Genomic DNA, 23,586 nt, shown 5'->3' with positions numbered 1-23,586 from the left:
AACGCGAAACGTTAGGAAAAGGAAAAACCTGTCATGACGCGGGATTACGCCAAACCAAGCACAACCAAAGAGCCAGGGAAGCGCCCTAAAGGGCGCTCTCAGAAGGGCTCAAAAGCGACACCTGGGCCACAGAAAAAAAGCGCAGCAGCACCTCAGTCAAAATCCAGACCACTGGTTATTCTGGCCTGCATTGCGATTGCCGCTGCGTTTGTCACAGGACTTGTTTTCTTAAATAAGGTGCCACCAGCTAAATCAACAACACCGGCCCCCGCGGTAAAAAAACCGGTGCCTACCCCGGACAAGCCAGCTAACACGGAAAAAACAAAGGAACGCTTTAAGTTCTACGATCTTCTACCCGAAACAGAAGTCATCCCCCCCAAGGTAGACGCATACCGGTACAAAGAAAAAGGTAAAGAGATCAAGTACGAGTACATTTTACAGACTGGCTCTTTCAGGAATCAGGCCGATGCAGAAAGACAACGAGCCATGATAGGTTTTCAGGGGCTGAATGCAAAAATTGAGAAAGTTGTCACTAGCAATAATAGCACCTGGTACAGAGTACAGGTCGGGCCTTATATATCACGAAGCAAAATGAACAGCACAATGGACAAATTGGTCGCTATCAATATTCAACCTCTTGTTAAAAAGAATAAACGGTAGGCAACGACACGTATAGTCCAATTTTACGTGCGTGAAGCCTTTTTGCGTGCGAGCCCCCCTCACTTAAACTCATGGATAGCTACATGCAAATCGGCAGACACAAAAGTCAGCCGATTTGATAGCCTCCCTTGAATTTATCTTCACCGTCTCCATATATCACTTCATCATTTTTAAAAAGCACTGCCTGACAACAAAGTGCCTACATTCAAATTGAAAGTACCACTCAACTATGGAGTTATGGGATGACCACCATCTTATCAGTACGTCGTGACGGAGAAGTTTCTTTAGGTGGCGACGGACAGGTTTCTCTTGGCAACACAATAATGAAGGGCAATGCCAAAAAGGTCAGACGCCTGTACCATGGCAAGGTTATAGCGGGCTTTGCCGGGGGCACAGCAGACGCATTTACGCTATTTGAACGATTCGAAGCTCAGCTTGAGAAGCACCAAGGCCACCTTGTAAGAGCCGCTGTTGAGCTGGCGAAAGACTGGCGAACGGATCGAGCACTCCGAAAGCTTGAAGCACTCCTTGCGGTAGCCGATAAAGAAACCTCGTTAATTATCACTGGCAACGGAGATGTTATCGAACCTGAAAACAGTCTGATCGCTATCGGCTCCGGTGGCCCCTATGCCCAGGCGTCTGCTAGAGCGCTACTTGAAAATACAGACCTCAGTGCGCGGGAAATCGTAGATAAAGGCTTGGATATTGCGGCAGACATATGCATATACACCAACCATAACCGCACCATCGAAGAGCTTGGCAACAAGGATAGTGAATAGCCGCTCTGACAAGCAAGCACAACTTAAAGAATGTATATAATTAACGATCACTGTGAGCCAAAAACCTTATTGCTAAACAGGTCACGTTTAGGCTCAGTGCAGAATCAATGACGGGTATAGAATCATGGCTGGAATGACCCCTAGAGAAATAGTCAACGAGTTAGACAAACACATCATTGGCCAGAATGAGGCCAAGCGAGCAGTCGCGATTGCACTTCGCAACCGCTGGCGACGGATGCAACTCGATGAAAGCATGCGCAACGAAATAACACCCAAGAACATTCTCATGATTGGCCCGACAGGCGTGGGTAAAACTGAAATAGCTCGAAGGCTCGCCAAGCTGGCTGATGCACCTTTTATAAAAGTAGAGGCGACAAAGTTTACCGAGGTCGGATATGTAGGCCGAGACGTTGAATCGATCATTCGCGACCTGGTCGATATGGCTATGAAAATGCTCCGGGAGAAAGAGATGGAGCGTGTATCGCACCAGGCGATGGATTCTGCCGAAGAGCGAATTCTGGATGCACTACTCCCACCTGCCCGCACGTTTAGCGAGACAGAAACAGAGGCGCCCGAGTCATCTGCGCGACAGATATTTCGCAAAAAACTTCGCGAAGGCGAGCTGGATGACAAAGAGATTGAAATCGAGGTCAAAGCAACACCTGTAGGCGTAGAGATCATGGCGCCTCCAGGTATGGAAGAGATGACCAATCAGCTACAAAGCATGTTTTCAAATATCTCTGGAGACAAAAAGAAAACCAAGAAAATGAAGGTGGCTGACGCATTTAAGAAACTTAAAGAAGAAGAGGCCGCACGTTTTATCAATGAAGAGCAGATAAAACAAGATGCCCTGCAAATTGTCGAGCAAAATGGTATCGTCTTTATCGATGAAATTGACAAGGTTGCAAAACGGGCCGATAACTCAAGCTCAGATGTTTCTCGCGAAGGGGTTCAACGAGACCTTTTGCCACTTATAGAAGGTTGCACCATTAGCACTAAGTTCGGCATGATAAAAACAGATCATATTCTGTTCATCGCATCTGGCGCCTTCCACCTTTCAAAACCTTCGGATCTAATTCCTGAGCTTCAAGGCCGGCTGCCGATAAGGGTTGAACTTAAAGCGTTATCCCCTGAAGACTTTAAACGAATCCTTATCGAACCCGACGCCTCGCTAACCGAACAATACGAAGCACTGATGGCAACGGAAGGGCTCGCTCTCAAGTTTAGCGATGACGCTCTCACTCGTATCGCGGAAATCGCCTGGAAGGTTAACGAAACAACCGAGAATATTGGTGCAAGAAGACTGCACACAGTGCTGGAAAGACTGCTTGAAAATGTATCATTCGGAGCGGGAGACTCGGTGAACGAGAGCCTGGAGATTACTGCTGATTACGTTAATGAGCAGTTGAACGAGCTCTCGGAGGATGAAGACCTAAGCCGCTATATTTTGTAACGGTCAACAATCGCTGGCAGAGGGCTGAACGTTTTTGGCCCCTGCTAGTTTGAGTAACCTGAAAGGAGCGCCCGATGGCGACAGCACCACGCCCCACCAAGATAAAACTCCAGACCCAATCCAGATGCCTTGAGCTAAGTTACTCAGAAACTGAAGTTTATTCCCTGAGCTATGAGTTCTTGCGTGTTTTATCACCTTCTGCCGAGGTAAGAGGTCACGGACCAAACAGCGCAGTGCTTCAGACTGGCAAAAAAGATGTCTACATCACGAATATTGAGCCAGCAGGAAATTACGCGCTCAAAATAACCTATAGCGATGGCCATGATTCAGGGCTATACACATGGGATTATCTGTATGATCTTTGTTGCCAAGAAGACAACTACTGGAGTGACTACCTACAGCAGCTTGATAAAGCGGGAGCAAGTCGATAATCAAGGCTAGACGGGGAAGTTAGAAACTGTTAAAAAATGGGTTCCTAGATTGAAATAATATCGCCCAATAACAAGCGATATTATCTTTTATAGAATATGCTTAGCGCTCTGCAATAGGTCAGCCACACTCTCTAGCCCACTACTCAGCTTACGGCCGATGAAGCCAGTTTCTTCTTCCCTGTCCTTAGCAACGTATAGAGGTAACATCTCCCCATACAAACTGGTGCTAATCGTGCGCTGATCATCTTCCAGAATGTCACGCCTTAAACGGATGCCGTAAGGCGCTAGCTGCGCTTCTAACTCACTCGACCGCTTAAGCAGATCTTTACGTGTCATCTGGTAAGCGTGCTCACACACCATCCGCCGAGCCTGAAAGCTGAACACATTCGAGAAGAATAACTTACCGTCATCCCGCGTCGGCTCAAACATCACTATTTCTGCATCCGGGTATTCCCGCTCATACATCGCCATCCCCGACCGCATACGAGAATAAACCATCGTTCTGTATGTTTGGGAAAGAATATTTGGCATACCTGAATTGGTAAGCGTGCCGGGCTTCATGGTGCCCGCCGTTACCGCCTCACTAACGTCAATGGGTACAACAGGGTTGATCGCAAACACCAGGTCAGCCCCATCTTCAAGTGCCACTGAGGCGTGCATCCCTTTACGTAGCGTGCCGTCCATATAGTACCGGCCATCAATTTCAACCGGGCAATACAAGCCAGGAGATGCCACACTGGCCTGCACCGCTCTGGAAATAGGTACATGATCAAAACCTGGCGCACCAAATCTGACAGAGTTACTGCTTTCCAGGTCAGACGCGACCAAATACAAACGGCGACTTAGTTGTCTAAAGTCGTTGGTGCGGCCGAGCATACTATAGGAGCGTTGTAAGTACTCGTGCAAACCTTCATTGTCGAAAATTCCGGCTGGAAGCGCTTGCGCCAATACCGTCATTGCTTCAAGAAAGTTCTGGTCGTGCGGGTTATTAACAAATCGTGCGCAGGCCTCAACAACAAGCCCCGGCACAGAAACTGCGCGCTTCAAATACTCTCGAACAGCGGGTCGGTAAAAAAACTCAGGGTGAAAAGGGTGAACTTCAGCTTCATTCTTAACAAAAATGCGGCACATCTGAGCGGACGTCATCTGGTTCGCTAAATTTGCGGCGACAAACGCACCCGAGCTTACACCTACATACACATAGAGATCATTAAAATCTAAGCCTTCAAGTGCTTCATCAAGAGCTCGTAATGCTCCAATCTCATAAATACCACCTAAAGGGCCTCCACCACCGAGTGCAAGTCCGATTTTTGGTTTTGTCGATTTAGCTGACTTATTTGCCGCCATCAAAGCTCCCGTTTCCTCCCACAACTACATGCTTGGGCACCCAACCGTTAACAAACACCGGTGCCCAGCCCCATATCGAGAGTCATTCCGTGACCATGGTCTTACGCCTAAAATTATTAAGACACTAAGACTCAGTTGTTACGACCCGCATTGGGCCACACAGTAACAAGCCAAATTAGAATATTCATACTAATCAAGCGGTAACTACTTTAATCCTAACTACTTTAATCCTAACTACTACGTTTTCACTATACCGATACGTTTTCACTATACCGATACGTTTTCACTATACTGGTACGATTTAACTATACCGGGCTTCCATTCACAACTCGACCAGAACGCACAAATTTTCCAAACCCTTTCTCATTTAAAGCAAGATCCAGAGTACTTTTAACCACGTGAGGCGAGTCAAGATAGAGTACTTTGCTCAACAGCTCTCTGGCCCACTCCAGATCTATATTGCGAATGACAGACTTAACTCTGGGGAGGTTTGACGCGTTCATCGATAACGCCTCATAACCCATTGCCATAAGCAAAACAGCACCTGCAGGGTCTCCAGCCAACTCACCACAAATACTTAATTGAGTGCCTGCGCATTTCGCATCAACAGCAATTTTCGTCAATGCCTGCAAGACCGCTGGGTGAAATGAGTGATACAACCCTGCAACTCTGGGGTTGTTTCTATCAACCGCCAGCAGATATTGAGTTAAATCATTGGAGCCTACGGATAAGAAATCGACACGCTCGGCAAGTTCTTTAATCTGGTACACCGCACCAGGAACTTCAATCATCACCCCGACCTGAGGCATGGAGACATTAATCCCCTCTTCCCGGACTTCGTGATAGACACGATAAATCAGGTGAAGCGCTTCCTCGACCTCAGACACATTACAAACCATCGGCAGCATTATCCTGAGGTTATCCAGCCCCTCGCTCGCCTTTAACATGGCACGAACTTGAACAAGGAAAATTTCAGGGTGATCCAATGTCACCCTGATTCCGCGCCACCCTAGAAATGGATTTTCTTCGTTTATAGGAAAGTACGTCAGTGCTTTATCGCCACCAATGTCCAGCGTTCTCATGGTGACAATATTGGGTGAAAACGCTTCTAGCTGCTCCCGATAACAGTCCCGTTGCTCTTGCTCACTCGGGAAGCGCTCGTTAATCATAAAAGGGACTTCTGTTCGATATAACCCCACACCCTCGGCCCCATTACTTAACGAACGAACCACATCCGTCATTAAACCGGTATTCACCCAGACTGAAACCCGGTGGCCATCCTGTGTCGTGCAGGGTTGATTCTTAAGTGTTTCAAGCCCTTTAACAAGCTCCTTCTCCTCTTCCACAATACTGTTGTAGAAGGCCCTCAATTCTGCAGAGGGCGAGGCATGAATCTGCCCATTGTAGCCATCAACAACCAGCTCGCGACTATCTAACTGAGATACAGGTATATCAACCAGCCCCATAACTGTCGGAATCCCCATGGCTCGGGCTAAAATTGCCACATGAGAATTTCCTGAGCCGCGAACCGAGACCAAACCTATCAGCTTGTTTCTAGGCACCTCACCTAACATTGCAGGTGTGAGCTCATCACTGACCAGAATAGTATTATCGGGGTACTCTCTTTCCTTTTGATCGGACTGCTCCAGGTAGGCGAGCACTCGCCGACCAAGATCCTTAATATCAACAGCCCGCTCTCTTAAGTACGCGTCCCCCATCATTTCAAAGTGGCCAACGTACTCTTTAATGACATCCCGAAGCGCTCCCTGAGCCCAGTTTCCTGCCTTTATCCTCCCTAACACCTCTCCTGCCAACGCATTATCGTCAAGAATGCCCAGGTACACATCAAACAGCGCCTGCTCTTCTGGCCGAAGTTGATCCGCCAGTTTATTTCCGACAGCCTGTATGTCCTGTCGCACTGAAGCAATCGCATCTTTAAAACGCTGCGCTTCTAACTCTTTGTTCTCACTGACCTTGTCAGGAACCGCATCAAGATCCGCTGGAGGGAAAATAACAACGCTATGCCCGATCGCAACACCCGGTGCACCTGCAACGCCTTTAAAATTAATATCCCTGGCAGCTTCTCCAGACAGGCTCAGCCCGCCCATCACATCAGTCGCTTCACTATGAGCGATAATAGCTGCCAACTGAGCTGAAACCGTTACCAGAAATGCCTCTTCCCCCTCGTCAAAGCAACGCTTGATACTCTGTTGCTGAACAACAATGACACCCAAAACCTTACGTCGATGGATAATAGGGACGCCAAGAAAAGAGTGGTAACGCTCTTCTCCAGTTTCAGGGAAATAACGGTAACGGGGGTGAGAAGGTGCATCTTGAAGGTTGATAGGCTCTTCCCGAACACCAACGAGTCCGACAAGCCCCTCTGAGTGACCCAGGCTTACCTTGCCGACGGCATCCTGGTTGAGGCCTTCGGTTGCCATCAGCCGGTAGCGGTTTGAGGCGGGGTCAAACAAATAAACAGAACAGACATCGGTATCCATCGCCGCTTGTACACGAGAGACGATAATGTCTAAAGCATGCTGAAGATCCTTTGCAGCATTAACTTCTTGAACAATGCTTCGCAAAACACTCAGCATAAGAAGATTCCGGCCATCTATTTGTCCTGTTTATTATAATTAAATTACATATTTTTTTAGCAATCGAGGCGCTAGCTCCTTCATCGCTCTACGATATACTTCGCGCTTAAACGCCACTACCTGTCCAAGCGGATACCAATAACTAACCCACTCCCAGCCATCAAACTCAGGGGAGTCACTATTTGTCATACAAACCGTCGAATCGGGACTTTGCATCCGTAGTAAATACCACTTCTGCTTCTGGCCAACGCAGAGGGGTTGTGAGTTATAACGAATCATCTTTTTCGGTAGGCGATATCTCAGCCACCCTCTGGTACAGGACACGATCTCAACATCTGAAGCTGAAAGCCCTACTTCTTCAGCAAGCTCTCTATATAGTGCCTCTTCAGGTGTTTCATTCTGCTTAATCCCGCCTTGAGGGAACTGCCATGAATCCTGACCAATTCGTCTAGCCCATAAAACCTCATTTTGTTGGTTGGCAAGAATTATTCCGACATTCGGTCTAAAACCGTCGGAGTCAATCACACTTGCATACCTTTAACTATTATTTCCCCCATTCTTCCAGAAAATTAGCCTTTCAGCAAACCTAAGGTATTTCTGGCGAATTCTCTATAACCAAATCCCGCGGACTCAAGTATAATGGGCCGGTTTCATTTTAGGCCATATCATTCGTTTTATTGTGATAACGCACGTGAACATGGCCGCCATACGCTTTACCGCACGCATTACAGCCTAGACTATTATCTTTAAGGAGACTGACGGGTGACGCTCGCAATTTTTGATCTCGACAATACATTAATCGCCGGCGATAGTGACCACGCCTGGGGGCAGTTTCTCTCTGATAAAGGCATCGTTGATGCAGAAGAGTATCGAAAGGCCAACGACCAGTTCTACCAGGACTATCTTGATGGAAAACTGGACATGACCCGTTATCTTGAGTTCTCCCTCGCGCCATTAGCTATTCACCCAATGGATGACCTCCTGCGCTGGAGGGAAGAGTTTGTAAACGAGAGAATCATGCCATTAATGCTGGATAAAGCTGACGAATTGGTTCGCTCTCACCGCGAGCAAGGACATTTCATACTGATTATTACCGCCACCAACCGGTTTGTCACCGAGCCCATCGCACAGCATCTGGGAGTCGATCACCTTATCGCCACAGACCCGGAAATCGTAGACCAGCGATACACGGGGGCTATTTCAGGCATTCCAAGCTTTAAGGAAGGCAAAGTAATCCGCCTTGAGAACTGGTTAAAAGAACAGCAATACACGTTGAATGGCTCCTACTTTTACAGTGACTCCCATAACGATATACCACTACTCGAAATAGTGGATACGCCTGTTGCCGTTGATCCAGACGAAAAGCTTGAACAGCACGCTAAGGAAAACAACTGGAAAGTCATCTCTTTAAGGTAATACAGCCATGCTGCCCAGATATAACTTGCTCATGAGACCGGCCGTTATTGCTGCGGTTTTATTGGCATTATGCTCATGCGGAAATACTGAACAGGAACAATCTCGGCAGCCACTGGGAAGCACACAAACTGAGTCAGGCAGCTACCCTGACGTGGCTCCCACGACTACTCAGACCGAAGCCCCGTCACCGCTCACTCAGTTTTTTCTGGAACAAGCGCAAAAGGGATTTAGCTCAACCTGCTCAACAGCGGAGCAGCTCCAGCGGTCTATAGAGCGTTTCTTGTCTACTCCCAGTCAAAAAGGGCTCACCGAAGCGAAACAGGCATGGGCTTCAGCCCACCAGCATTATTTGGCGACACAACTCTTTCGCAATATAAACATTCAGCACCCGATATTAGACAAATCGACAACAGACCCCGTGCAGCACAGCATTTTCATCCGAATAGATCAGACACCGTTACTGCCAGGCTACCTTGACCAAATCGAAGGTTACCCCAAAACTGGATATGTTTTCTCTTCACTGCCGATTGACCGACAGACATTAAACAAAGAACATCAGTTCGCCGACACAGCCTATGTCGCCTTGGGTTTTCATGCCATTGAGTTTTTGCTGTGGGGAGAAACCAACAGGCCATTTACGGATTTCCTGGCACTATCGACTGAACTCAAAAGTGGCATGACTGACAACCCTGATACGTTTAAATTACGGCGTAGTAAATTACTGGCACTGACGACAAATTTGTTGGTGGAAGATTTAAAGCAACTGTGTAACGAATGGAATATCGATGGCGGGTACTATGCAACATCGCTCAGAAAGCAGCTGAACAGCGAACAACACTCAGCAATTAGCGCAGCAGTCGAACAGTCAATTGCTAACATCCAGGTGGAAATCGCTAAAATAAGGCAGGCAAAAGAAGAGGATAAAGAGATAGAACTCCACTCAGCATTCGCAAATAACAATCAACTGGATACCCAGCGACAGATAGAAACACTCGACACGTTGATTAAAAGTACACCTTGGAAGAACGCCAGCAAACAGGATGAGCATGCTATGAAGTTAACCACACTGGCTGCTACGCTTACCTTTAAAGAAGCGAGCAAAAGACCTTAAGAGATAAGGGTTGCGAGCAAGACAAGCAACGCAACCCACTCACAATCAAAAAGAGGGCAACACCCGCGCGAAGCAGGCTTTCAAGTATTCTGTTTCAGGTATAGCAGGAATAATGGGGTGATCAGCGCCCTGGTGCCCTTGCTCTATAATCTGAACAAAACGATCCGTTTGACGCCCTGTTGCTCTAATGATTTCAGTGAGCCGTTCTCGCTGTAAGTGCATCGAGCAAGACGCCGAAACTAGTACCCCATCCTTTTCCAGCAGGCGCATGGCCAGCTGATTAATCCGCTGATACGCCTGCTCACCCGCTTTGATATCTCGTCTTCTGGGTATGAAGGCGGGCGGATCAATAATCACTACATCAAACTTCTCGCGCATATCTCTTAGCTCTCTGCATGCCGCGAACGCATCCCCCTGAATGCAACTGACTTTTTCCGAGACCCCATTCAGTTTTGCATTCTCATCCACATAATCAAGGGCATATTCAGAGGCATCGACACAGGTTACCGATTCAGCACCAAAAGCAGCCGCCTGAACACCCCAACCACCGACATAGCTAAAAACATCCAGCACTCGCTTACCTTTAACATACGGAGCCAATCGAGCACGGCTCATACGATGGTCATAAAACCAGCCTGTTTTCTGCCCCTTTAGCACCGGGGCACTAAAAAGCACACCGTTTTCTTCTAGCTGTACAGATTCAGTTTCTTCACCAAATACCGTCTCAGTGTAGGACTCCAACCCTTCCACTTCTCGCATTTTCCCGTCATTACGAAAGATCAGCGTAGTTGGTTTAATAACCTTCTCAATGGCTTCAATCAACTCACTTTTTAATAGCTCCATGCCGTATGACGAAATCTGCGCGACACAGGTATCTCCAAATCGATCGACAACCAAACCTGGCAGACCGTCACTGTCCCCAAACACCAAACGATAGAAAGGTTTTTCGAACGCCTGCTGGCGCAGTGAAAGCGCTATTTTCAGACGGTGGACAATCAACGACTTATCCATCAACTGGCTGGCAGATCGGCTGATAAGACGCCCACAAATCAACGCATTAGGGTTAACCAATGCAGTGCCGAGAGGTTTTCCTGAATGACTCACGACACCTGCCTGCTCTCCAGGCTGAAACTGCTTTAGCCCCCCGTTGCTGGCATCAACCTCATTGCTATAAACCCACAGATGCCCCTGCTTTAATCGTCGGTCTGCACCTTTTTTTAGTTGGAGCACCTTGTTAGACATAAAAACCTCCTGATCATTCGAGGCGCGATTATAACAGCGAACGAGAGCAACGGCGAAAATTAAAAGCCCCTTTAACCCTGTGAAATAGTATGTAACAAAACTAACTAGCATCAATTTGGCAATAATCTAGACTAGCTAAGCTGTGTCTCGGTGACATCGGCAATGCCTTTTTACATATTTGGCTAATTTTGACGCCCTGAATGGAAGTTTTGATTTACACTTAAAGGGATCAACCTATTTGGAAGCATCACACCAGCAACCAAAGAAAATCAGCCTCTACAAAACGATGCCAGGCATCATCAGGAGAACCAATGGGGACAGAGTTAACCAGTGACCAGATAAAGCATATCTTGCAGGGGATCAAAATTCCCCCACAACCGCAAATACTGGTTGACCTGCAAATTGAGCAAGTAATGCCTGACCCGGATATGAAACAAATCGCCCGGCTAATCAGTCAGGACGTAGGGCTTTCGGGCACCATGCTTAAATTCGTTAACTCACCCTTTTTTGGTCTCGCCAATAAGATCACCTCTATTGAGCAAGCCGTTTCGCTTCTCGGCCTTAACAGTGTTATCAACATACTGAACGGCTTATCGATCAAAGGCGAGATGAGTGATGAGAAAATACAGGCCATGACCCGTTTTTGGGATACAGCCAACGACATCGCAATGGTCTGTGCGACCGTTGCCAAGCAGATTGGTTTTAGCAGTCCAGACGAAGCCTATGCGATGGGCCTGTTCCATAACTCTGGCATCCCTCTAATGATGCAGCGCTTCGACAACTATCTAAGTGTAATGGAAGAAGGCTACGCCGAACCAGAAAAACGAATCATTGATGTTGAAAACAGAGTATTTAATACAAATCATGCGGTAGTGGGGTACTACACAGCAAAATCATGGAATCTGCCACTAACAATTTGCGATGTTATCGCAGAGCATCACAGCGCAGACTCAATTTTCGGCAATAAAGACGGCAAATCACAAGAGAAAAAAACGCTCCTCGCAATCCTTAAAATTGCAGAGCATATCTGTTGCAATTACAACATACTTGGCGGTCAAACCGTTGACCATGAGTGGGAGCGTATCAACAAGGATATTTTGGAGTATGTTGGACTATCAACCTATGACATTGAGGATATGAAAGCCAATTTCAAAGATATGGGCATCTCGGTTGGGCTTTAATACTTAAATACTTAAATACTTAAATACTTAAGTACTTGAATAAAAAGGGGTAATAGCCATTACCCCTTAATCAGCTCTATTTCAGATCGAGCATCACTCTGGTCGATAGGTCACATCCAACTCTCTAGCTGCCTTTACATCATCCAAACGCTTCACTGGTTGAGTATAAGGTGCCCCCTTAACTAAATCAGCCGAGTTTTCAGCCTCTTTCAGAATCTGAATCATGGCATCAACGAAGCCATCTATTTCATCAATCGACTCCGTTTCTGTTGGCTCAATTAGCAAGCACTCAGGAACCAGAAGCGGAAAATAAGTGGTCGGCGCATGATACCCGTAGTCTAGCAATCTCTTTGCGAAGTCCATTGCGGTAACACCCAGCTCTTTAGCCTGCTTGCTCAGTGTAATGATAAACTCATGAGTCGCCCTACGGTCTTTATAGGCCAAATCAAACCCGGCGTCAGCCAGTTTCTTCGCCATATAATTCGCATTTAGCGTCGAGAACTCACTGACCCGATGCATACCATCACGCCCGACAAATAGTGCATAAATATAAGCCCGCAAAATGATGCCTGCGTTCCCCATAAATGCAGACAAGCGACCAATACTATCAGGGAGGGCATCCTGGTCTAACCAGCAATAGTCAGGCTCGCCGCCCGCATCTTCAATTCCGGCAATAGGTGTCGGCAAATAAGGCAATAACCTTTCACCTACTGCAACTGGGCCAGATCCCGGACCACCACCGCCATGAGGTGTTGCAAACGTTTTATGAAGGTTCATATGCAACACATCAAACCCCATATCCCCTGGTCGCACCTTACCTAAAATGGCATTCAGGTTTGCTCCGTCATAATAGAGTAAGCCCCCCGCGTCATGCACCACCTTCGCAATGACTTCAATTTGCCTTTCAAACACACCGCACGTAGAAGGATTGGTCATCATGATGCCTGCCGTCTGAGGCCCAACCGCCTCCTTCAGTGCGTCAACATCAACATCGCCATCATTAAGTACAGGAATTTCTTTGACCTTGTAGCCGCACATAACAGCGGTAGCAGGGTTTGTACCGTGCGCAGCGATAGGTACAATAATTTCACAACGCTCATGATCACCACGCTTTTCATGGTATGCTCGAATCATGGCTACCCCGGCAAACTCACCTTGGGCACCAGCCATAGGGCTTAATGAAACACCCGCCATACCAGTGACTTCTTTCAATATTTCCTGTAGCTCGTAAACGCTGGCCAGATAACCTTGGCTGTAAGACTCTGGCGCTAATGGGTGTCTATTCAGGAACCCTGGCAGGCTGGCCACTTTATGGGCGCCGCGAGGGTTGTACTTCATCGTACATGACCCCAATGGATAAAACTGGGTGTCTATAGAGAAGTTTTTGCGCGATAGATTAGTGTAATGCCTTACAACCTGGAGCTCTGAAACTTCCGGTAACGCGGCTTTGTTTTTCCGCATTAAACTATCTGGAATATCAGTGACTTCAGCTTTCGTTAGCGGAGCCTGAGCGGTGGCACTACGCCCTTTTACGCCACGTTCAAAAATTAACATTGCACTGCCTCCAGCTCTTTAAGCGATACTTCCAAAGCACTTACATATCCATTGAGATCTTGTTCTGTTTTGGTCTCTGTGGCACACACGAGAATACAGTTGTTCAGTTCAGGGTAATCGGACGATAAATCATATCCACCTAACACCCCCTGTGATTCCATATGCTCTAGTACCAAACGAGATGATGTTGGTAAACGCAGTACAAACTCATGGAAACGAGGCCCGACAGAAACAACCTCAACACCGGATACCGCCGACAAAAGCCCTGTCAGACGGCTGGTATTGGCATGACAAGCTCTGGCCACGCGCTCAATACCTTCCTGCCCAAGCAGGCTCATATAAACCGTTGCTGCCGTAACAGCCAGCCCCTGGTTAGTACAAATATTCGATGTGGCTTTTGAGCGTCGAATATGCTGCTCTCGTGCCTGTAGCGTTAATGCAAACCCTTCTTTGCCATCAAGGTCTACTGTTCGACCAATAATTCGCCCCGGCATTTGCCTAACAAGCGCCTGCTTACAGCAGATAAAGCCAAAATAAGGGCCACCTGATGCGAGGGGAATCCCCATAGGTTGACCTTCTCCGACAGCTATATCCGCTCCATTTTCACCCCACTCTCCCGGTGGTGAAATTAATGTTGCGGCGGTTGGGTTAACGACACCAATGACTAACATTTTCTGCTGATGAGCCCAGTCAGTCAGCTGGTGAACATCTTCCAGCGAACCAAAAAAGTTTGGCTGTGCAATAACCAGTGCCGCGAAATCTTCACCTTCAAACGGTGCTAGCGCGGACATATCCGTTGTTAGCGTCGAGCTATCAAACGCCACCTCTATCAGCTCTATCTTTTGATTGTGAACAATACTATCAACTACTTTTCGATAGAGCGGATGCACGGTTCCTGCAACCAAAACGCGCTTGCTTTTCGACTTCCTATTGGCTCGTATTGCCATCAGCACGGCTTCTGCCAACCCTGACGCCCCATCGTAGAGAGACGCATTAGACACATCGAGCCCGGTTAACGCAGTCATCATCGATTGATACTCATAGATCAACTGCAACGTGCCCTGACTGGCCTCCGCCTGGTATGGCGTGTATGCCGTCATAAACTCACCACGCGTCGCAATATCCCAAACGGCGGCAGGAATATGGTGCTCATAAGCGCCTGCGCCAATAAAGCACGAAGCACCGCTATCTTGCTCTGCTCGATCAGACATCAAGCGCATGATTTCCATCTCGCTCCTCGCGGGAGGTATGGCGTCCAGAGCACCTGCTCTAAGGTGTGAGGGGATTTCGTCAAAAAGTTGGTCTATTGATTGCGCACCAATAGTCTCCAACATCTTTCGAATATCATCTTCAGTATGCGGGATAAAGGGCATGTAGGTCTCTCTAAGGCAGGTTTAACACTTTTTCTATACGAAAAATGGTCAGTATTGGTTTGGCAGTTTACCATGGGTCGAACATTGTCCGACCCACGATAAACTGGCTGATAATGTTACTAACGCACCGTGTACTTAGTGGTACTTAGTGGTCTTCAGCGTCACAAGCAGCGGCATAGGCTTCAGCATCTAACAAAGATGCCAAGTCGCTCTCATCAGTCAGTTTCACTTTAAAAAACCAACCATCTTCATAGGGCTCACTGTTAACCAAATCGGGAGATTCTTCAAGGGCTTCGTTGACCGCCAGCACTTCGCCGCTCACTGGGCTAAAAATATCTGAAGCGGCTTTTACTGACTCTACAACACCCGCCTCTTCACCTGCGCTGATTTCAGCACCAACCTCAGGTAGTTCAACAAATACAACATCACCCAAAAGGTCTTGGGCGTGGTCAGTAATACCAATAGTTGCAGTACCATCAGCTTCTACGCGCACCCATTCGTGACTGGATAGATATTTTAACTCGCCTGGAATATTACTCATCTTTTCGCTTCCCGATATTAACTAAGAACTTGTTCGTTCACCCCACAAAACGTACCTGTCGGGCTGTAAAATTCAAAAACCTGAGTCAGCCTATGTCAACTCAGGTTTATGCGATGTAATGCTGCGTATCATACCTCACTCAGCATTGCACACTAAATAAACACATGCTGGCTCTTAACACAATTTAGCCTATGCCTGTTTTATAGCAAACTATTTATAAACCCGCGCACCATTGCGAACAAATGGAGGAGATACCACTTTTACTGTTTGCAGTTTTTTGCGCATTTCTACCGCACACTGATCACTAGTGTCAGCGGGCACCCGAGCCATTGCAATAGAGTAGCCAAGTGTTGGTGAAAACGTTCCACTGGTAATTTCACCTTCTCCAATACCTTCGACAACCACCTTTTGATGGCTGCGTAATACGCCTCTTTCTTCCAGCACCAGCCCGACCAACTTGCTTTTAACACCTTCAGCTTTTTCGGTTTCAAGCGCTGCACGCCCAATAAAGTTACGGTCATCTGGCTGCCAGGCAATAGTCCACGCCATATTAGCCTGTAGTGGGCTAACGGTCTCATCCATATCTGAGCCATACAGGTTCATACCTGCCTCAAGGCGCAACGTGTCTCGTGCCCCTAAACCACAAGGTTTGACCCCGGCAGATTGCAGGTTCTGCCAAAACGAAACAACCTCACTCTCAGGGACAATAATTTCCAGGCCATCTTCACCGGTGTAGCCCGTGCGACATAACATCCAACCATCTGACTCAAGGCCCTGAAACACTTTAAGACTTGAGATTACCTCTGCTTTGTCCCCACCTAATACTTGTTTAGCCTTTTCAATGGCTTCAGGCCCCTGAACGGCGACCATTGATAATTCAGGACGCTCTGTTAACAAGACGTCAAAACCATCAGCCTGCTTTTGCATCCAGGCCAGATCTTTTTCACGCGTCCCGCAATTAACAACCAACCGGTAACCTTCCGGCATGTTATAGACAATCAGGTCGTCTATTACGCCGCCTTGCTCATTTAGCATGGCGCTATAAAGAGCCTTACCCACTTCTTTTAATTTATCGACATCATTGGCCAACAGGTAACGTAAATAACGTTTTGCATCATCGCCGGCAAGATCAACAATTGTCATATGTGATACATCAAACATGCCGCTTGCTTTGCGGACGACATGATGTTCTTCGAGCTGAGAGCCATAGTGTATGGGCATATCCCAACCACCAAAATCCACTATCTTGCCGCCACAGGCTACATGCGTTTCATAAAGTGCGGTTTTATTTCCCATAACTAAGCCTTCTGCTAATTATCGACGGTTGATGAAAAAACAATATTTTATCATACATAAAGGCGAATCATACGCCCCAATTGACAGCTCATTTCGGCGCATATGATACATCTGTTAGCATGCTCAATGAATAGCTAAATAGCCCCCAGGCTCTAAACTCATTGAACATTTTGGTTCTAACGATATGCGAAACACAGGTTTACATGAAAACACTTACTGCCGTTTTTTTATATCAAGAAACGACATGATTGCAGGGATGACACGAGTGAACGCAGAAAACTCGTGAGTGCCGCCCGACTCAATCCACGAGGGAGACCCCTTTAGCTTTAAAACAGCTTCACGATAGTTAAGGGTTTGATCGGCCGTTTGAGTAAGTAAAAAAAGACGCTCAGGATGCGACAATGTTTCAACATCCATCGCCAACAGCTCATTCATATGCCCCTCTGTTAGCGTATAACGTTCATGACTGTATAAGTTTTTGTTTTCACCTAAATAGTCAGTTAATAGCGTGTACGGTTTTACTGCCGGATTTATCAACGCAGCTTTAAGGCCGTACTTTTCGGCAAAATAGATCGCGTAATACCCACCTAGCGAACTACCGATAAGCGCTACCGGCCCCAGCATTAGCTGCTGCTCGATTAATTCAGACAGCGAACATGCGACTTGAGCGGGAGAGTAAGACAAGCGAGGTATCAGGTAGTTGCACTGGTAGTCCGATGTCTCAAGATATGCACGAAGAACTTGAGCTTTATATGACTCGGGTGAGCTATTAAAACCATGCAGATAAACAAGCGTTGTGCGCTGGGAGCCCGACTGACTCATCTTCATTCCTGCCAAAACGACTTAGTACCCTTTGCTACTGTAGTCTACCTGGAATTCAATATGATCAGCTCTCTCAACACCCGTATTGATGGTGCCATCCGGGCTCAGCCGTAACCAGCGATACCCGGGCGCCTGGGTATCTACCGCAAACTCTTTCGATTTAGGCAGGAATTGAACGCAGGTCGATGGTGTAGCCAGCAGCCTCACGCCTTTTCTTAACGCATCGACCTCTTGGTGAATATGCCCCCAAACCAGGCATCGAACGTTTGAGTATTTATCCACTATTTCCAGCAACTGGTCTCTATTTTTAAGCCCGATAGCATCTAACCATTCACAATCTATATCGATTGGGTGGTGGTGAAAACTAATCAAACTATGCAAATCGGGTCGTTCACTAAGCGCTTCATCAAGTAAGGAAAGCTCTGTGTCAGCCAAGTGCCCATGCACTTTTCCGTCCAATAAAGAGTCCAGGAAGATAAACTGCCACGTCCCCATTCGAACAACTTTTTTGAGTACGTCAGTGGCCCCTGCTACCTCGCTCATGGCTTCTCGGTTGTCATGATTACCTGAGAACCAATACACAGGGCAGTCAAAGCTGTTGGTCTTTTCTTCGAAACAGCGATAGGCCTCAATCGAGCCATCTTGGGCAAGATCTCCTGTCGCGAGTACTACGTCGGGGGCCAGGTGATTTTGATGAATAAGACTGAGCACAGCGTCAAGGCTGGATCGTGTATTCATGCCCAGAAGCTTACCCTCTGCCTCTTTACGCAAATGGGGGTCTGTGACCTGAATAACAAGCAAGTCATTATCTTCAGACGGAGGGCACTCTTTGACATGGTGCTTGTCTATAGGTTCTTCGCCGGCAATACCCATACCTTAGTTTAGCCTCCCCTGGTAACGCCTAGCTGGCACGCTATTATTTTTATTTATATGACCTATTGGTTTAGAGGTCGTGCCAGCACTTGTCTATATAATGTGAATTTAATGGCCACTTTATTAATTGCAGCATTAATTTACCAGTCTGGCATTCACATTTTGCTGGTCAGGTCGCAAATTGCATGCCCAAACTTAAGACAATAGTCTAACCATTCCGCAAGAAACGCATTTATTTGAATTTTTTCGTCCGGATGGTGCATAAACCGATTGGGGTAATCGTTAACCCCCTGAATACGCCGATGACGGCAGCAACTGATCACTTCAGCCATACCGACATCATGGTAGAGACGAACGGTCATCTTGGGATTATTCAGCCACTTGCCGGAGTTATGAACTTGCTCTAGATAAATGGTGTCAGTGTACTTACACGCCTCAATTAACCTAATGCGAATTAAGCCAAAATAAGTCGTACCTGATGAAAGCTGAAATTCGGCGATATTGCCATCCAGTTCACGGGGCAATAGCTTTAGCAGGCGCAAATAGTTGCCATCACCTAGCGCACCGAGGCGGCTAATATCAGGAACGTACCGGCGCTTAAGGCTCATGCTTCCCCCTGTAATCGATGACTTAGTTAGCCGCTTTTAGCCCATTCGGCTATTAACGTGTCTCGGTTTAGTTGCAGCCACTGTAAGGCAATAATGGACGCCGCATTGTTTATCTGCCCATTGGCAACATATTCAAACGCTTGCAGAGCGGGAACTACATGCACCTTAATGTCTTCCCCCTCATGATCCAACCCGTGAACCCCCTGCGCTGTTGATGCATCCACCTGCCCGCAATATAAATAAATTTTCTCATTCGTACCACCCGGAGACACCAGGTACTGGCAGATCGCCTTCAGTTCCCCGAACTCAATCCCCGCCTCTTCGCGGCCTTCTCGCCTGGCAACAGCTTCGGGTGTTTCTCCTTCGTCGTTAATGCCTGCGACCAATTCCAACAACCAAGGGCTTTGGTTCTGACCTAAAGCCCCTATACGAAACTGCTCCAGCAGAACTACCTGGTCTGTTAACGCATCATACGGTAAAACACAGGTCGCATGGTCTCGCACAAAAAGTTCCCGCTGTAGCTCTTTACTCCAGCCCCCTTCAAACAATTTGTGCGACAAGCGGTAACGGTCAATTTTGAAGAATCCATCATAAGCCCTCTCGCGGGGCGACAGTTTCACATCAGCCCCGTCAAATACCTGCTTAATATCTTTCACTCTCACTCGCTCCCGCCTGGCTACTTAAACCTTACTGTATATCTCGCTGCCCTGTTTTCGAAACTCTTCAGACATCTCGCTCATCCCTTTTTCCAGCGCACTATCAACATCATCCAACTCTTTATCTGCTGCGTAGTCGCGAACCTCCTGGCTGATTTTCATTGAGCAGAATTTAGGTCCGCACATTGAGCAAAAGTGTGCCACTTTTGCCGAGTCCTTTGGCAACGTTTCATCATGGTAAGCCCTTGCTGTGTCTGGATCCAACCCCAAGTTAAACTGATCTTCCCAACGGAACTCAAATCGCGCCTTGGACATGGCATTATCTCTAATTTGGGCGCCAGGGTGACCTTTTGCCAGATCTGCGGCATGAGCGGCAATTTTATAGGTAATAATACCGGTTTTTACGTCGTCTTTATTGGGTAGCCCTAAATGCTCTTTAGGCGTCACATAACACAGCATGGCACAACCATACCAGCCAATCATCGCGGCACCAATCCCCGATGTAATATGGTCGTAACCCGGTGCGATGTCCGTTGTCAGTGGCCCCAATGTGTAGAAGGGTGCTTCCCCGCACTCAACCAGCTGCTTGTCCATATTCTCTTTGATCATGTGCATGGGAATATGCCCTGGGCCTTCGATAATAGTCTGCACATCATGCTTCCAGGCGATTTTAGTCAGCTCACCCAATGTCTCCAACTCACCAAATTGAGCCTCGTCATTGGCATCAGCGATACTCCCTGGACGTAAGCCATCCCCCAACGAAAACGAGACATCGTACGCTTTCATTATTTCGCAGATATCTTCAAAGTGGGTGTAGAGAAAGTTTTCTTTGTGATGCGCCAAGCACCACTTCGCCATTATTGAACCGCCTCGAGAGACGATTCCGGTGACGCGCTTCGCGGTCATTGGCACATATCGCAGTAGCACACCCGCATGGATAGTGAAGTAATCAACACCTTGCTCAGCCTGCTCGATGAGCGTATCCCGGAAGATTTCCCATGTCAGATCCTCGGCAACGCCGCCTACTTTTTCAAGCGCTTGATAGATGGGCACGGTACCTATTGGGACAGGAGAGTTACGAACAATCCACTCTCGCGTCTCGTGAATATTTTTACCCGTTGACAGATCCATAATCGTATCAGAACCCCAGCGCACACCCCATGTGAGCTTTTCAACCTCCTCCTCTATAGAGGACGTCACCGCTGAATTACCGATATTTCCATTGATTTTAACTAGAAAGTTTCGACCAATAATCATTGGTTCGACTTCAGGGTGGTTAATGTTACAAGGAATAATTGCACGCCCGCGTGCAACCTCATCTCGAACAAACTCAGGTGTAATCTGCTGCGGAATAGACGCCCCGAACGACTGGCCTGGATGCTGCTCATCCAATGCACCACTCTCTCTGGCCTCCTGTAGCCTCATATTTTCACGTATGGCGACAAATTCCATCTCGGGCGTGATAATACCTTGACGAGCATAATGCAACTGCGTCACATTCTTTCCCGCTTTAGCTTTTTTAGGCGCGCTAAAATGGTTAAATCGCATATGATCAAGGGTCAGGTCATTTAACCGCCGATTGGTAAAATCCGACGTAAACCCAGACAATGTCTCGGTATCCCCTCTCTCATCGATCCACCCGGAACGAATAGGCTGCAAGCCTTTCCTGATATCAATGTCTGCAATAGGGTCGGTATATGGACCAGACGTGTCATAGACGGTTACTGGCGGGTTTTTCTCTCCCCCCATATCGGTTGGGGTATCCGCCAAACTTATCTCTCTCATTGGCACCCGAATATCAGGCCGACTACCTTCGATGTAAACTTTCTTTGAGTTTGGCAATGGTGCAACAGATGCCTGGTCTACTTTAGCCGAATCACTCAGAAAATCTTCTGGCCTTGCATTCATACAATATACCCCAAGATAGAACGTTAAATTTGAATAGAAGAAATGGGGGGAAGAGAGATATCAAATCAGATTTGATCTCGAATCCCTACGCCGGTACTAACCGGATCAGGTCAACGGGTTCTGAAAACTCAGTCTCAGCTACCCATTGTTGATAGATAGCACCCCGACAAGACAGCTAAAGTGTAGAGATATAACTTAATATTGTCCATAATGCTATTAGAACCCAGATAGTATTATATCGATGGCAGTATCATAAGCGCACTTGTTGGCTCGCTGCACTTACGCTATCCCATACACAAACTGAACTTCTTTCGTTTTTCCTAAATGGACGAGAAACAGGACACCCGATGAAACACACAAAACAACTTCTTGCCACCACCATTAGCACGTTGCTCGCATCTTCATCAGCACTTGCTGTAGACCTGATTACCGTTTACGAGCAAGCGGTTCAGTATGACTCCAACCTTGCAGCCTCTCAAGCAGCCTACCAAGCAGAGCAAGAAGGCGCTTACCAGGCAAGAGCGTTTCTACTGCCTAACATCACCGCAAATGCCAATGCAGCCCATACTGATCAGGAGTATGACAATGCATCATCGGCAGATGACAGCTTCAAGTCTTCAGAGTATGGGGTTTCGTTAACCCAGCCATTATTTAGAGCCGATGCCTGGTTTAACTACCAAGCCAGTCAATACAATAGCCAAAAGGCAGAGGCAGACTTCTCAAAAGCACAACAAGACCTCATGCTAACGACGGCAACCGCTTATTTTGGTGTACTAAGAGCGGAAGAGAACCTTGCAACAGCGGTATCTGCAGAAGCCGCCTTTAAAAGGCAGTGGGAGCAAGCAAAAGAGCGCTTCGATGTCGGCTTGATTGCGATAACAGAAGTCCATGAATCGAGAGCCTCTTACGATTCAATTAAAACATCGAGAATTCAAAGTGAAGGTGACTTGCAAATCGCCCGCGAAAACCTTGCACGCTTAACCGGTGTTGTATATGAAGAAGTTAATGAATTAAGTGAAGGGTTCCCCATTACTCAGCCAACCCCCGCCGATGCCGATGAGTGGGTCAACACCGCATACCAGCAAAACTGGTCAATCAAATCAGCCGAGCTAGCCCTCCAATCACTCAATGAACAGCTTAAAACAGAAAAGTCTGGCCACTACCCGACGCTTGACCTAACGGCTAACTACTCGGTAAATGACTATGATGGCCCCAACCCGCTTGATAACACTCGTGATGACGCTACCGTCGCGCTTGTATTTCAGCTACCGCTATACCAAGGCGGTGGAACTTCAGCAAGCATCAGGCGTTCACGCTTTTTAGTTGAGCAGTCTCGTCAAATTTTGGAAACCACTCGACGCAATGTAAAGCTGGACACTCGCAGCCTCTATACCGCAATTAAAACCGACATAGATACCGTAGCCTCGCAAAAACAGAACATTGTTTCACGCGAAAGTGCGCTGGAAGCAACCCGAGCCGGTTATAGCGTAGGCACACGAAACATCGTTGAAGTACTCGATGCTGAGAGGAATTATTTTGTCGCATTAAGAGATTACGCAAATGCACGGTTTGATTACGTGATTGACAGTCTTTCAATCAAGCAGGCGGCGGGAACGCTTAGCCCACAGGATTTAGTCGACCTGAATAAGTGGCTACAGGCCTCTAGCCAAACTCAAACCTCTACTCAAACACAGCCATAAGGCGCTAGCAAACGTTATAGGGTGCGCCATGCGCACCG

The 23,586-nt window shown here is 47.4% G+C and carries 21 protein-coding genes and 1 riboswitch; of the genes, 8 read left to right on the top strand and 13 right to left on the bottom strand.

Annotated features, from left to right (window positions below; genetic code table 11):
- The first annotated feature begins 33 nt into the window (after positions 1-33).
- From MY523_RS21065 to MY523_RS21050, 4 genes are all read left to right on the top strand, one after another.
- Positions 34-660, top strand: a complete 627-nt coding sequence (locus MY523_RS21065) for an SPOR domain-containing protein (RefSeq protein WP_250656632.1) — start codon at positions 34-36, stop codon at positions 658-660.
- A 242-nt stretch (positions 661-902) separates the two neighbouring features.
- Entirely contained in the window at positions 903-1,439 is a 537-nt protein-coding gene (gene hslV / locus MY523_RS21060) for an ATP-dependent protease subunit HslV (protein WP_250656631.1), read from the top strand.
- A gap of 124 nt (positions 1,440-1,563) precedes the next feature.
- Complete coding sequence (gene hslU / locus MY523_RS21055; protein ID WP_250656630.1) at positions 1,564-2,892, top strand: ATP-dependent protease ATPase subunit HslU; 1,329 nt, start codon at positions 1,564-1,566, stop codon at positions 2,890-2,892.
- 74 nt (positions 2,893-2,966) lie between these two features.
- Positions 2,967-3,323 carry a gamma-butyrobetaine hydroxylase family protein gene (locus MY523_RS21050; RefSeq protein ID WP_250656629.1) on the top strand — a complete coding sequence of 119 codons (357 nt, stop codon included), beginning with the start codon at positions 2,967-2,969 and terminating at the stop codon, positions 3,321-3,323.
- Positions 3,324-3,410: 87 nt separating this feature from the next.
- Here the strand turns inward: MY523_RS21050 and MY523_RS21045 are convergent, their stop codons facing one another.
- From MY523_RS21045 to MY523_RS21035, 3 genes are all read right to left on the bottom strand, one after another.
- Positions 3,411-4,670, bottom strand: a complete 1,260-nt coding sequence (locus MY523_RS21045) for a patatin-like phospholipase family protein (protein WP_250656628.1) — start codon at positions 4,668-4,670, stop codon at positions 3,411-3,413.
- A 305-nt stretch (positions 4,671-4,975) separates the two neighbouring features.
- Positions 4,976-7,267 (bottom strand): phosphoenolpyruvate--protein phosphotransferase, encoded by a 2,292-nt coding sequence (gene ptsP / locus MY523_RS21040; protein WP_250656627.1) that lies wholly within the window; start codon positions 7,265-7,267, stop codon positions 4,976-4,978.
- A 39-nt stretch (positions 7,268-7,306) separates the two neighbouring features.
- Positions 7,307-7,792, bottom strand: coding sequence for an RNA pyrophosphohydrolase (locus MY523_RS21035; protein ID WP_250656626.1), 486 nt, complete (start codon positions 7,790-7,792; stop codon positions 7,307-7,309).
- 237 nt (positions 7,793-8,029) lie between these two features.
- Here MY523_RS21035 and MY523_RS21030 point away from each other — a divergent pair, with 237 nt between their 5' ends.
- Positions 8,030-8,683: a histidinol-phosphatase gene (locus MY523_RS21030; RefSeq protein ID WP_250656625.1), complete on the top strand. Its 654-nt coding sequence runs from the start codon at positions 8,030-8,032 to the stop codon at positions 8,681-8,683.
- A 7-nt stretch (positions 8,684-8,690) separates the two neighbouring features.
- Entirely contained in the window at positions 8,691-9,794 is a 1,104-nt protein-coding gene (locus MY523_RS21025) for an imelysin family protein (RefSeq protein ID WP_250656624.1), read from the top strand.
- Between the two features lie 45 nt (positions 9,795-9,839).
- Here the strand turns inward: MY523_RS21025 and MY523_RS21020 are convergent, their stop codons facing one another.
- Positions 9,840-11,036, bottom strand: coding sequence for a class I SAM-dependent rRNA methyltransferase (locus MY523_RS21020; protein ID WP_250656623.1), 1,197 nt, complete (start codon positions 11,034-11,036; stop codon positions 9,840-9,842).
- Positions 11,037-11,347: 311 nt separating this feature from the next.
- On the opposite strand from MY523_RS21020, the gene MY523_RS21015 reads away from it, so the two are divergent.
- On the top strand, positions 11,348-12,217 hold the full coding sequence (locus MY523_RS21015; RefSeq protein ID WP_250656622.1) for an HDOD domain-containing protein: 870 nt from the start codon (positions 11,348-11,350) through the stop codon (positions 12,215-12,217).
- Between the two features lie 93 nt (positions 12,218-12,310).
- On the opposite strand, the gene gcvPB is transcribed toward MY523_RS21015, so the two are convergent.
- From gcvPB to thiC, 9 genes are all read right to left on the bottom strand, one after another.
- On the bottom strand, positions 12,311-13,771 hold the full coding sequence (gcvPB, locus tag MY523_RS21010; RefSeq protein WP_250656621.1) for an aminomethyl-transferring glycine dehydrogenase subunit GcvPB: 1,461 nt from the start codon (positions 13,769-13,771) through the stop codon (positions 12,311-12,313).
- Positions 13,765-15,144, bottom strand: coding sequence for an aminomethyl-transferring glycine dehydrogenase subunit GcvPA (gcvPA, locus tag MY523_RS21005; RefSeq protein WP_250656620.1), 1,380 nt, complete (start codon positions 15,142-15,144; stop codon positions 13,765-13,767). The genes gcvPB and gcvPA overlap by 7 nt, the downstream gene beginning before the upstream one ends.
- A 145-nt stretch (positions 15,145-15,289) precedes the next feature.
- Positions 15,290-15,685 carry a glycine cleavage system protein GcvH gene (gene gcvH / locus MY523_RS21000; protein ID WP_250656619.1) on the bottom strand — a complete coding sequence of 132 codons (396 nt, stop codon included), beginning with the start codon at positions 15,683-15,685 and terminating at the stop codon, positions 15,290-15,292.
- 210 nt (positions 15,686-15,895) lie between these two features.
- Entirely contained in the window at positions 15,896-16,981 is a 1,086-nt protein-coding gene (gcvT, locus tag MY523_RS20995) for a glycine cleavage system aminomethyltransferase GcvT (protein WP_250656618.1), read from the bottom strand.
- Positions 16,982-17,194: 213 nt separating this feature from the next.
- On the bottom strand, positions 17,195-17,803 hold the full coding sequence (locus MY523_RS20990) for a YqiA/YcfP family alpha/beta fold hydrolase (RefSeq protein WP_250656617.1): 609 nt from the start codon (positions 17,801-17,803) through the stop codon (positions 17,195-17,197).
- Positions 17,804-17,824: 21 nt separating this feature from the next.
- Positions 17,825-18,676: a 3',5'-cyclic-AMP phosphodiesterase gene (cpdA, locus tag MY523_RS20985; RefSeq protein WP_250656616.1), complete on the bottom strand. Its 852-nt coding sequence runs from the start codon at positions 18,674-18,676 to the stop codon at positions 17,825-17,827.
- 155 nt (positions 18,677-18,831) lie between these two features.
- Positions 18,832-19,284: a DUF1249 domain-containing protein gene (locus tag MY523_RS20980; RefSeq protein WP_250656615.1), complete on the bottom strand. Its 453-nt coding sequence runs from the start codon at positions 19,282-19,284 to the stop codon at positions 18,832-18,834.
- A 26-nt stretch (positions 19,285-19,310) separates the two neighbouring features.
- Positions 19,311-19,931 (bottom strand): ADP-ribose diphosphatase, encoded by a 621-nt coding sequence (gene nudF, locus MY523_RS20975; RefSeq protein ID WP_370301540.1) that lies wholly within the window; start codon positions 19,929-19,931, stop codon positions 19,311-19,313.
- Positions 19,932-19,964: 33 nt separating this feature from the next.
- Positions 19,965-21,848 carry a phosphomethylpyrimidine synthase ThiC gene (thiC, locus tag MY523_RS20970; protein WP_250656613.1) on the bottom strand — a complete coding sequence of 628 codons (1,884 nt, stop codon included), beginning with the start codon at positions 21,846-21,848 and terminating at the stop codon, positions 19,965-19,967.
- Positions 21,849-21,912: 64 nt separating this feature from the next.
- A riboswitch (TPP riboswitch) is annotated at positions 21,913-22,024 on the bottom strand.
- A gap of 171 nt (positions 22,025-22,195) precedes the next feature.
- Between thiC and MY523_RS20965 the strand changes: the two genes are divergently transcribed.
- The gene (locus tag MY523_RS20965; RefSeq protein WP_250656612.1) at positions 22,196-23,548 is read left to right on the top strand and encodes a TolC family outer membrane protein; all 1,353 of its coding nucleotides are present in this window, start codon (positions 22,196-22,198) and stop codon (positions 23,546-23,548) included.
- The last annotated feature ends 38 nt before the right edge of the window (positions 23,549-23,586 follow it).

Source organism: Alkalimarinus coralli (assembly GCF_023650515.1).
Taxonomy (GTDB): domain Bacteria; phylum Pseudomonadota; class Gammaproteobacteria; order Pseudomonadales; family Oleiphilaceae; genus Alkalimarinus; species Alkalimarinus coralli.
This window is presented reverse-complemented; position numbering and strand designations above follow the sequence as displayed.

Coding starts and splice junctions, on each gene's coding strand:
- gcvPB (WP_250656621.1), bottom strand. CDS start 13,771: ATGTTAATTTTTGAACGTGGCGTAAAAGGGCGTAGTGCCACCGCTCAG.
- MY523_RS21050 (WP_250656629.1), top strand. CDS start 2,967: ATGGCGACAGCACCACGCCCCACCAAGATAAAACTCCAGACCCAATCC.
- MY523_RS21015 (WP_250656622.1), top strand. CDS start 11,348: ATGGGGACAGAGTTAACCAGTGACCAGATAAAGCATATCTTGCAGGGG.
- hslU (WP_250656630.1), top strand. CDS start 1,564: ATGGCTGGAATGACCCCTAGAGAAATAGTCAACGAGTTAGACAAACAC.
- hslV (WP_250656631.1), top strand. CDS start 903: ATGACCACCATCTTATCAGTACGTCGTGACGGAGAAGTTTCTTTAGGT.
- gcvH (WP_250656619.1), bottom strand. CDS start 15,685: ATGAGTAATATTCCAGGCGAGTTAAAATATCTATCCAGTCACGAATGG.
- gcvPA (WP_250656620.1), bottom strand. CDS start 15,144: ATGCCCTTTATCCCGCATACTGAAGATGATATTCGAAAGATGTTGGAG.
- ptsP (WP_250656627.1), bottom strand. CDS start 7,267: ATGCTGAGTGTTTTGCGAAGCATTGTTCAAGAAGTTAATGCTGCAAAG.
- cpdA (WP_250656616.1), bottom strand. CDS start 18,676: ATGGGTATTGCCGGCGAAGAACCTATAGACAAGCACCATGTCAAAGAG.
- gcvT (WP_250656618.1), bottom strand. CDS start 16,981: ATGGGAAATAAAACCGCACTTTATGAAACGCATGTAGCCTGTGGCGGC.
- MY523_RS20980 (WP_250656615.1), bottom strand. CDS start 19,284: ATGAGCCTTAAGCGCCGGTACGTTCCTGATATTAGCCGCCTCGGTGCG.
- MY523_RS20990 (WP_250656617.1), bottom strand. CDS start 17,803: ATGAGTCAGTCGGGCTCCCAGCGCACAACGCTTGTTTATCTGCATGGT.
- MY523_RS20965 (WP_250656612.1), top strand. CDS start 22,196: ATGAAACACACAAAACAACTTCTTGCCACCACCATTAGCACGTTGCTC.
- thiC (WP_250656613.1), bottom strand. CDS start 21,848: ATGAATGCAAGGCCAGAAGATTTTCTGAGTGATTCGGCTAAAGTAGAC.
- MY523_RS21020 (WP_250656623.1), bottom strand. CDS start 11,036: ATGTCTAACAAGGTGCTCCAACTAAAAAAAGGTGCAGACCGACGATTA.
- MY523_RS21045 (WP_250656628.1), bottom strand. CDS start 4,670: ATGGCGGCAAATAAGTCAGCTAAATCGACAAAACCAAAAATCGGACTT.
- MY523_RS21065 (WP_250656632.1), top strand. CDS start 34: ATGACGCGGGATTACGCCAAACCAAGCACAACCAAAGAGCCAGGGAAG.
- MY523_RS21025 (WP_250656624.1), top strand. CDS start 8,691: ATGCTGCCCAGATATAACTTGCTCATGAGACCGGCCGTTATTGCTGCG.